Source organism: Staphylococcus borealis (assembly GCF_001224225.1).
Lineage (GTDB): Bacteria > Bacillota > Bacilli > Staphylococcales > Staphylococcaceae > Staphylococcus > Staphylococcus borealis.
The window spans coordinates 346,227-357,443 of record NZ_CUEE01000002.1 but is presented as its reverse complement, the minus strand read 5'-3'; the positions used below and the strand labels follow the sequence as shown (position 1 = coordinate 357,443).

Here is an 11,217-nt window from a genome sequence, read left to right as displayed (position 1 = left end):
GAGCCTTTCCCACAGGAAAGCGTCGCAACTATAATGAGTGAATATTCATCTAAGAATTTCTTTAGAGGACTACAGGCTGAAGCTGTCCCCTAAGAAAGCGAGCCAACAATACGAAGTATTGTATATAAAGAAGCCAGTAAATGAATTTATAAAAAACTCATTTACTGGCATTTTTGCTAGGAATTATGTCCCAGCCTCTTTTATTTTATTTAAATTTCAAGATCGCTTGGTTGTGTCACTTCAAAATCTTTTTCTTCTTGATTCAATTTATCAACGTGACTATATGTTTTATGCCATTCTGGAAAATAGCGATCTAACCTTATTGGACGAAAATTACTTGATTTCATACAAATTAATTGTGTAGATCCCGTTGTCGCAAGTTCCCCATTTTCATTATAAACTTCATAACAATAAACTGATTTAAGCCTTGAATATTGTTCAACCCATGTTTTGATTGTTACTTTTTCAGGATAAAAAATTGATTTTTTATATTTAATTTGAAGGTCTACAACCGGAGAAATGATACCCTCTCTCTCCATGTCTGCATAACTAAAGCCTAGCTTACGAATATAATCTGTTCGTGCAACTTCAAACCATGTAGCGTAATTCCCATGGTAAATCACACCCATTTTATCTGTTTCTTGATATCTAGCTTCAATTTCAGTCATACTGTATATCATTCATTCGTACCTCTTTCCTATATCATTCACAATTCATATTAACATAAAAAAACCATGCCAACATAAAGTCAGCATGGCTTCCCATATTAATTTATTGTGCTAATTTGTTTCTTAAAACCATTTGCAAAATACCACCATGACGATAGTAATCTAATTCAACTAGAGAATCGAAGCGGACGATTGCTTCAAAATCAACAACGTCGCCATTTTCTTTTTTAGCGTGAACTTTAACAATATCATGAGGACGAACAGTTTCATCGATGTCTACTGAAATTGCTTCTCTACCATCTAAACCAAGTGAATCAGCTGAATCACCATCTTTAAATTGTAAAGGTAATACACCCATCATAACTAAGTTAGAACGGTGAATACGTTCATAACTTTGAGCGATAACTGTTTTAACGCCTAATAAGTTTGTACCTTTAGCAGCCCAGTCACGAGAAGAACCCATACCGTAATCATTTCCTGCTAAAACAGCTAAACCAGTACCGTCTTCTTTATATTTCATAGCAGCATCATAAATTGGCATTACTTCATCAGTTGGCCAATATGTTGTGAATCCACCTTCAGTACCTGGCGCTAATTGGTTTTTAATACGAATATTCGCAAATGTACCTCTTACCATTACTTCATGGTTACCACGACGAGAACCATATGAATTAAAGTTTCTAATAGGTACATCGTGATCTAATAAATATTTACCTGCTGGTGTATCTTTACCGATAGCACCTGCTGGAGAGATGTGGTCAGTCGTTACTGAGTCACCAAATTTACCCATTACTCTTAAGTCTTTAAGCGGTTCAATTGTACCCGGTTCTTTAGATAAACCTTGGAAGAATGATGGATTTTGGATATATGTTGAGTTTGGATCGAAATCATATAAAGGAGCATCTGTTACATCGATTTCATTCCACATTTCATTGTTGTTATATACATTTTTATATTCTTCTAAGAATAGTTCAGGTGTTACAACACTATCTACAGTATCCGCAACTTCTTGAATAGTAGGCCAAATATCATTTAAGTATACATCTTCACCATCTTTACCTTTACCGATAGGTTCATTTTGTAAATCAATATCAACTGTACCAGCTAATGCATAAGCTACTACTAATTGAGGTGAAGCTAAATAGTTTGCTTTAACTAATGGATGAATACGACCTTCAAAGTTACGGTTACCAGATAATACGGATGTTACTAATAAATCTTCTTCAGCCACTGCTTTTTCAATTTCTGGTAATAACGGTCCAGAGTTACCAATACATGTTGTACAACCGTAACCAACTAAGTTGAAACCTAAATCATCAAGGTATTCTTGTAAACCAGAATCACGTAAGTAACCAGTTACAACTTTTGAACCCGGTGCTAATGACGTCTTAACAAATTCAGGTACTTTTAGGCCTTTTTCAACAGCTTTTTTAGCAACTAATCCTGCACCTAACATAACATATGGGTTAGATGTATTTGTACATGATGTTATCGCTGCAATAGCTATATCACCTGTTTTCATTGTTGCAGTAGATCCATCTGTAAATTGAATATCTGCTTTTTTATCAAATTCACTTTGATCTAATCCGTGTCCTTGGTTACCAGCTGGTGCAGTAACAGATTTTTCAAATTCTTTCTTCATATCACTTAAGAAAATTAAATCTTGTGGACGCTTTGGACCTGATAGTGAAGCTTCAACAGTTGATAAATCTAAATCGATAACATCTGTGTATTCTGGATCCTCTTTATCTACAGTGAAGAACATATTATTTTGCTCTAAGTATGCTTTTACTAATTCAACATGTTCTTCTTTACGTCCAGTTAATCTCATATATTTAAGTGATTCTTCGTCAACCGGGAAGAAACCACAAGTTGCACCATATTCAGGCGCCATGTTGGCAATTGTTGCACGGTCTGCTAAAGGTAGATCCGTTACACCTGGTCCAAAGAATTCAACAAATTTGCCTACTACACCTTTTTTACGTAGTTCTTGTGTTACACGTAAGGCTAAATCAGTAGCTGTTGAACCTTGAGGTAATGAATTAGTTAAACGTACACCAATTACTTCAGGAATTGGGAAATATGATGGTTGGCCTAACATCCCCGCTTCAGCTTCGATACCACCAACACCCCAACCAAGTACACCAATACCATTAATCATCGTTGTATGAGAGTCAGTTCCTACTAGTGTGTCTGGAAATGCCGTTTGTTCTCCATCAACGTCACGAACGTGTACCACATTTGCAAGATATTCTAGGTTTACTTGGTGAACAATACCTGTCGCAGGGGGAACAGCATTATAGTTATCAAATGCTTTAGTTGCCCAATTTAAAAATTGATAACGTTCATAGTTACGTTCAAATTCTAATTTCATGTTTCTTTCTAATGCATCTGGATTAGCATAGCTATCAACTTGAACAGAGTGGTCAATAACTAAGTCTACTGGTACTTCTGGGTTGATTTTATTAATATCCCCACCAACATCGTTCATTGCTTTACGTAATGATGCCAAGTCTACTACTGCAGGAACACCTGTGAAGTCTTGTAAAATAACACGAGATGGTTTAAAAGGTACTTCACCTTCGTTCCCTTCCTTACCAAAGTTACCCAAAGCTTTAATATGTTCATCTGTAATGACAAATTCATCTTCTTGTCTTAAAACAGATTCTAATAAAACACGAATTGAATAAGGTAATTTACTTACTTTCGTTAAGCCTTGGTCTTCTAAACTCTTTAAATCATAATACGTATATGACTGTCCATTCGCTTCAAATGTCTTTTTAGCTTGTTGCTTAATGTTTGAAGTCATTTGTATATCCCCCTTGAATATTAAAAATTCATATTTATATGCCTTTAAATAAATTGTATAATTATATGATTTTCAAAACAACTCTATATACTTATATTTCACGTGATTTAGCTTTCGCATTTTTAATCAGTGTATATAATTTATTCTTATCATATAAGCAACCTACTATAAGTAAATATTATTAATTGAGAATGATTTTCATTGATATACAAATTATTGTAACTGCCTCAATAAAAAAATTGCCTTCAAGCACTGGTTATGTGCTTAAAGGCAATAAACTTAAATTACGATTACCTAATATTATTTTTCAGCGTTTCTTCTTGATTCACGCTTTTCTAAAATATCAGATTCATAATCTTGTTGTTGATATTTAACATAATCTTCAAGTCTATGTTTATTTGGTTGTAGTGTTAATCCTAAGAATTTACGTTCTTTATTTGCATCCTTATAGAAACTAATCATCATCATTATTACTACAAAGGAGAATGGGAAGGCACTTATGATTGCCGCACTTTGAATCGCATTTAATGCGTCAGCACCATTTCCTCCACCTGCTAATAATAAGATGAACGCGATTAATGATTGCGCAACACCCCAAGTTACTTTAACAGTACCAGAAGGTTCAAGTGAACCAAATGTTGTTTGCATACCTAGTACGAATGTTGCTGAATCGGCAGATGTAATAAAGAATGAAGCAATTAACACTAATGCTATAAGTGATAATGCCATTCCTAATGGAACGTGGTGGAATACACCAAATAGTTGAGTTTCAGGTGTCATATCAAATAACTCTGGATGTTTTTTACCTGTTTCGATACCTAATACACCAAATACACTGAACCATAAGAAACTTATGATAGCAGGTACAAGTAATACACCTGAAATAAATTCACGAATTGAGCGTCCTTTAGAAACACGTGCGATGAACACACCTACGAATGGACTCCAGCTTAACCACCAACCCCAATAGTAAAGTGTCCAAGAAGACATCCATTCACGTTTTTGGCCATTTAGCGCTGCAGTATCAAAACTGTTGAATAAGAATGTATTGAGTAAGCTACCAGTTGAACTAGTAAACATATTAAAGATTAGTACAGTAGGTCCAATTATTAAAGCAATAATCATTAAAAGTGTACCTAATCCAATATTTAAGTTACTTAAATATTGAATACCTTTACTTAAACCTGACCATGCACTAGCAATAAATAAAACTGTTACTACTACGATAATAATTGATTGAACCCATACATTATTTGGAATGCCAAATAAGTAATTAAGTCCACCATTAATTTGTAGCGCGCCCATACCAAGTGATACAGCTACACCTACAACAGTTGCGAAAACTGAAAGAACGTCAATAACTGTTCCGATAGGTCCTTCAACTTTATCACCTAAAATTGGACGTAATGTTCTTGAAATTAATCCTGGTTCATCTTTTCTAAATTGTGCATAGGCTAATGCTAATGCAACTACGCCATATACTGCCCAAGCATGGAATCCCCAGTGGAAGAATGTAGAACGCAATGCTTCCGTGTATGCTTCAGTAGTTTTAGGATCCGCATTAGGTGGTGAAGCAAAATCTGCCATAGGTTCAGCTGCGCCGTAGAACACTAAACCTATACCCATGCCGGCACTAAATAACATTGCAAACCAAGATACAGTATTAAATTCTGGTTTATCGTTTGGTTTACCTAGCTTAAGTTTACCGATTGGACTAAAGATTAAAAAGATACAAAAGAACACAATTACTGTAGTCAAAATCATGTAATACCATCCAAGCTTTTCAGTAATCCAACTACTGATATTGCCTGTTATTGTACCGAATTGATCCGGTAAAAACGCACCGATTAATACCACAATAGCTACTACAATAGCACTATAGATAAAAACCGATGAAAACTTCTTATTATGCTTTGTTTCTTCTGAAGAAGAATTCATAATTTACTTACTCCTTTCCTTTACTATATTTTAATCTACATATGATAATATTCTATGAAGTAATTTAAGACGCTATATTAAAGGATAACAAAGGCTTTATACAATAGCAAATTTCTTTTAAATAAAACATTTACTAAAATATTTATATGTTGTATAATATATTTTATTATTATGTGGGGGTATTGAGTTTATGTTTAAAGAATTTAAAGAGTTTGCACTTAAAGGTAACGTGTTGGATTTAGCAATCGCTGTAGTTATGGGTGCAGCGTTCAACAAAATTGTTACATCTTTAGTTACATACATTATTATGCCATTAATTGGTAAAATTTTCGGTTCAGTTGATTTTGCTAAAGATTGGGAATTCTGGGGAATTAAATATGGCCTATTTATTCAATCGATTATTGATTTTATAATTGTGGCAATTGCACTATTTATATTTGTAAAAATAGCAAATACATTAGTGAAAAAAGAAGAGCCTGAAGAAGAAATCGAAGAAAATACTGTTTTATTAACAGAAATTCGCGATTTATTAAGAGCAAAATAATGATAATTAAATACAATATGGCAACGATAGTACTGATATTAAGTTGCCATATTGTATTTTTTTAATTCCATTTAAATCTGGTTTGACTTTGATATTGATTTGACGTTACTTCGAGAATTAATGGTATGCGTTGTTTCAGTTCACTCACATGAGATATAATTCCAACCATTCTACCTGTCGTTTTTAGTTTAACGATAGTGTCTAGCGCCGTTTCTAATGTTTCTTGGTCTAACGTACCAAACCCTTCATCAATAAACATTGATTCTAATGTAATACCGCCAGATTCCTGTTGGACCACTTCACTTAAACCTAATGCTAAAGCGAGTGATGCTTGGAATGTTTCACCACCAGATAACGAACTAATGTGTCTTGATTTATTTGAATGAAAATCAAACACTTCAATTTCTAAACCACTATAACCATGAGATATTGATTCTCTTCGTTTTAATTGATATCTTTCTCCACTCATACGCTCTAAACGTATATTTGCTTGATGGATGATTCGTTCTAAATAGTAAATAAGTACATAATTTTCTAATGTCAATTTCTTACTATTTTTGCCTGATAATACCTCAGATAATTCAAATATTTCTTGTTGCTCTTTTAATTCTTTGTCTAAATAATTAATGTGGTTCGTTATACTATTGAATTTTTCTTTATTACTTTGTACTTTATATTGAACTGTAGCACTCATTTCCATGTAATGATTATACTTTCTTTCAATCTCAGTCTTAGTAGCGTCTAACTGATCAACCGCTTCAGGTACTTGACCTTTCGTAATATTAGATAAACGCTCAATTTCTAATGTGAATTTTTGGTGATCTTGTTCATATTGCTTAATCTTCATTTCAATTTGTTCTTTGCTATTTAACTTAGCAAGTAAAGATGCAACATCTTCATATGAATTTAATCCTATACGTTCCATTTCTTGATTAATCTTGTCGCTATAATCATTTAGCTCTTGTTTAAGTTCCTCGATACCTTGCTGATTATTATTTAAATTATTAGATTCAATTTCTATTTGTTGCTTTGTTTGATTTAATTCTGACTCTAAAGTTTCTTTCTTCGTTACATATTCACTAACAATTTGATCATATTGCATGTAGCATTGTTCAAAATTTGATATGTCTTCGTAGTCGGTATTATCTTTAAAATCCAATATTAATGTTTCGTAATATTGCTTCAAAGATTGTAATTTTTCATGTTTAATCTGTAAACTATGATAGATGTCTTTTTGCTTTTCGAGTTCTTTTTTTAATTGCTCAAGTTCTTTTAATTGAAGCTGCAGATTTTCTTTTTCTTTACTTTTTACTGTTAATTGGACTTCTATTTCACCAATGTCGTTAATTTCATCCTCATTAAACTCTAATTCATTCATTTGTTTACTAATATGTTCAGAAGTCGTTTCAAGTTTTGTTAACTCATTCACTTTAGAATTTAAGTCATTATTCACATTTTTTATTAAACTTTGATTTCTAGCGATTTCATTAAAGTTGATATGCTCATTAAGTGATTCAATCTCATTCCCACATATTGGACATGTGTCTCCAACATGAAGCGCATTTTGAATCTCTTGAATAAACGTTTGCTTATCATTCAAATCAATATTTGTTTTATCTATTTTCTCTAATTCAACTTTCAAATCTGAGATTTGTTCTTTAACCTTACTAATTTTAATTTCAGTTTCGTTATATTTTTGATTTAATAATTGAAATTTATCTTTATTCTGTTTTAAAGCCATTTTTTTATCATATGACATTTTTAATTCAAATATAACTTGGTTAAGTTTTTCAATATTTTCACTACTAACATCTATTTGAGCTATTTCCTTATTTAAATTATTGATTAACCCTCTATTTTCTTCTTGTGTTTGATGATTACTTTTAAGATGCGCATCATTTTGTTTAATTTCTTCAAATGCTTTCTGATATTTATTCAAATTCATATAAAATTGTTTTGTTTTTTCAACGTATGCTGTTTTACCACTAACCATTTCAGACTGTTCATTTAAATTATTCTGTTCTTTTTGGAGTTTCTTCAAATTTGCATTAAGCTCTTCCAAATATTTTAAAATAGTATTTAACTTCTGTTGCGTATCTTTTAGCTTTTGTTCTTTAGCGTTTTTTTGATCGTATAAATGACTTAAGGGTTTAACTTCCATTATTTTATGTAATTCACTTTTTAATTCTTCAATATACGCTTTATTTTTTTCAAGTTGAATTTTTTCATTTTTATTACGTTCTAGTTCTTTTAATGAATCAATTAAATTATGATTTGACTCTATCTTGCGTTTGATAGATTCAAGTGATTCGTAATGCTGTAATTTTAGATGTTCATATTCCTCATCTAAGCGTTGACCTACTTGTTCAAATTGAGGTATTGCATTAACAATTTCTTTAGTTTGCATACTATTTAGATCTTTAAATTGAATTAATGTATCATCTTCAAATGTTTCAACATCATCCCAAAGCATCTGAATTTGATCATAACGTGATTCAATTTGCTTTTTCTCATCTTTAACTTGATTCATTAATAAATTCTGCATCTCTTCAAAACGTATACTGTTAAATAGCGTTCTTAAAATACTCTGTTTATCAGAACTATTTGAAACTAAAAATTTCTTAAATTCGCCCTGTGGTAATATAAATAATTGTCTAAATTGCTCCGCATTTATACCTAATAGTTCTTTGATATAACTATTACCTGAACTAATTTTACTCTCGCGCAATTCATATGACTGACTATCTTCATCAAATTCAAATACATCAAGTTTCCCCGCTGTTGGCGATGAATTTCCATCTTTAACGAAGCCAGCTTGTCTATATATTTTAAACTTCTTATCATTGATATTAAATTCATACTCTACACTCATTGGTGATTTACCATCAGCGAAATGACTTCGCAACTCACCCTCATTTCTTCCTTCTGTTGATGCCTTTCCAAATAATGCATAAACAATAGCATCAAACAACATCGTCTTACCCGAACCAGTTTTCCCGCTAATTAAAAATAACTGTTCCTTATTTATTTGTTGAAAATCAATCACTTCATGTATAAATGGTCCGAAGTTATTAAGTATTAATTTAGATGGTCTCAATGATTTAATCCTCCTTATAAATAACTTGGTTTAATAATTGGTGTATCTTTTTCTCTTGATAGTCTGTTAAATCTTCATCTGTAATCGTTTTATAGAAATTTTTAATGATTGTAGGATCATCAGTTGTTTTAAAATTTGCATAAGTGGTATCATTTCGACTTTCAAATGTGATATTACTTAAAGATAATGTATTCGGAAATAGTTGTTTAAGGTGGATAATTGGATCGGTAACATGTGACATATTTTTTAATTTAAAATGGAAATAGTTGTCTTTATTCTTCACAGGAACATTTCCTTGTACGACATCCATATAGTCCCCTTCAATTTCTTCTAATTCTCGCAATGGCTTCAATTGAACAAACTTAGTTTCAATGTTGTTTTTTGATTTTATTGTTAATCTCTTATAACCTTTAGCTTGATTAACCTCTGAAAATGAATATTGTAATAGTGAGCCACTATAATCAATGACATTATCGGTGATACTAAACGGATGATGCAAATGTCCTAAGAGCACTCTATCGAACATTTTAAAATTAGACTTTTCTACACTCTCAACTGTCCCAATTGTAAGAGGTCTCTCAGACTCTGACGTTTTACCACCTTTAATGGTTAAATGGCCAATTAATATATTGATTTGATTTTGATCTAAATGCGCTGACATATGTTCGATACATTTTTGAGTTGCTTGCTCATATGTCTTTATCTCATCGTCATCAAAAAAGGCTTTAATTTCACTAATTGTGGCAAATGGGAGTGTGTAAAAGTTGATGTCATTAATCGTTATGGGTGTAGACATTGAATGAAGTTGCGTTCGAATATATAAATGTGAAAATTCAAACCAAGTAGAACCATAGTTTAATCTTTCTCTACCATCATGATTTCCATTCGTTATAATCGTCGGAATCTCCATGATTACATTGATTGTTTTAATCGTTTCTTCAAAAAGTTTAATTGTTTCCTTACTAGGATAAGACGTATCATAAATATCACCTGAAATGATTAAAACATCTGGTTTCTCGTCTTTCAAATTCTCAATAAACTGATTTAGTATGTATCGTTGATCTTCTAAAAATTGCTTACCATTTAAAATCTTACCTAAATGCCAATCAGCAGTATGAATAATCTTCATTTTAACTCCTCCATCAAGAACATTTGTTCGTATTTATTATATCCTGAATTACATCATAGTTCAAACTAAAAAAAGGTGGAACGATATCATTAAGAAGTCGTCTTCCACCTATCTTTATATACTTTCAAACACGCTATGCTAACCCTAGCTTATTTTACAATTTTACTTTTCAATTTTTTATATTTATACAACATAGCTAATCTCCAAGGTACAATCATGCTAAAGGCTAATAAGAAGAACATACCGCCAATTTCACCTGGATCAATTTGACTACTAATAAATATTTTAATTACAGTTCGTATAATTAACAATGATATTAAAATAATTGGAAATGCTTTAGAACGCTTCATGTAAATATCAGTACCATGTATCTCAAAATGACTTGTCCATATTAGAACTGTAGAGAATAAAACGCCGAGTATGATTGATTCTAAGATTTCCATCCCAGTTAATCTAAAGTACGGAATCACATACATCAATGCACCTGTAGCCATAAAAAATGGTGGTAAAATGATTTTCTTTTCATTAACAGGAAAGTTTTGTGCTTTCATGCGAATAAAAATTACCACGATTCCCATAAATAATGCAAATACAATTGAAAAAATTAAATATGCCAACGTTACACCCTCTTATATTCATAAACTCTTACTAGAGATTACTTAATTAAAAGTAATTTGATATTTTAAATCTTTTTAAATTTTTTAAATAACACTAAAGATGTTTTACTATAAAAATAAAGGATTGTAAACCTTAAAGGTCTTACAATCCGTTAGAAGATTATTTTTTTGAACTTTTCATGTTTTGATCCATGTTTTTATTCATCATTGTCATCATTTGATTGATTTTCTTTTGCGATGGTTTTTGACCCATTTGCATCATCATCATACGTAACATTTCTTCATTAATAGGTGGGTTTTTTTTCAGATAATCCATCATGTATTTACGTGCTAAAAAGAAACCACCAACTAGTCCACCGATAAGCGCTACAATGATTAATAAAATTGCTAACCACGTTGCCATTGTTTCACCCAC

The 11,217-nt window shown here is 31.6% G+C and carries 8 protein-coding genes; 1 reads left to right on the top strand and 7 read right to left on the bottom strand.

Annotated features, from left to right (window positions below):
• Positions 1-209: 209 nt before the first annotated feature.
• The 3 genes from menI to AK212_RS04350 all read right to left on the bottom strand — a co-directional run bounded on the left by menI (position 210) and on the right by AK212_RS04350 (position 5,415).
• Positions 210-680 carry a 1,4-dihydroxy-2-naphthoyl-CoA hydrolase MenI gene (menI, locus tag AK212_RS04360; protein ID WP_053029405.1) on the bottom strand — a complete coding sequence of 157 codons (471 nt, stop codon included), beginning with the start codon at positions 678-680 and terminating at the stop codon, positions 210-212.
• Between the two features lie 91 nt (positions 681-771).
• On the bottom strand, positions 772-3,477 hold the full coding sequence (acnA, locus tag AK212_RS04355; RefSeq protein ID WP_053029404.1) for an aconitate hydratase AcnA: 2,706 nt from the start codon (positions 3,475-3,477) through the stop codon (positions 772-774).
• Between the two features lie 300 nt (positions 3,478-3,777).
• Entirely contained in the window at positions 3,778-5,415 is a 1,638-nt protein-coding gene (locus AK212_RS04350) for a BCCT family transporter (protein ID WP_053029403.1), read from the bottom strand.
• A 190-nt stretch (positions 5,416-5,605) separates the two neighbouring features.
• Here AK212_RS04350 and mscL point away from each other — a divergent pair, with 190 nt between their 5' ends.
• Entirely contained in the window at positions 5,606-5,959 is a 354-nt protein-coding gene (gene mscL, locus AK212_RS04345; RefSeq protein ID WP_033080045.1) for a large conductance mechanosensitive channel protein MscL, read from the top strand.
• A 61-nt stretch (positions 5,960-6,020) separates the two neighbouring features.
• On the opposite strand, the gene sbcC is transcribed toward mscL, so the two are convergent.
• The 4 genes from sbcC to AK212_RS04325 form a co-directional block, all read right to left on the bottom strand.
• Positions 6,021-9,056, bottom strand: coding sequence for an exonuclease subunit SbcC (sbcC, locus tag AK212_RS04340; protein WP_053029402.1), 3,036 nt, complete (start codon positions 9,054-9,056; stop codon positions 6,021-6,023).
• A 4-nt stretch (positions 9,057-9,060) separates the two neighbouring features.
• Positions 9,061-10,185, bottom strand: a complete 1,125-nt coding sequence (gene sbcD, locus AK212_RS04335) for an exonuclease subunit SbcD (RefSeq protein WP_053029401.1) — start codon at positions 10,183-10,185, stop codon at positions 9,061-9,063.
• Between the two features lie 149 nt (positions 10,186-10,334).
• Entirely contained in the window at positions 10,335-10,802 is a 468-nt protein-coding gene (locus AK212_RS04330; RefSeq protein WP_053029400.1) for a CcdC family protein, read from the bottom strand.
• A 160-nt stretch (positions 10,803-10,962) separates the two neighbouring features.
• Positions 10,963-11,205, bottom strand: coding sequence for a YneF family protein (locus AK212_RS04325; RefSeq protein ID WP_011275855.1), 243 nt, complete (start codon positions 11,203-11,205; stop codon positions 10,963-10,965).
• Positions 11,206-11,217: the final 12 nt, after the last annotated feature.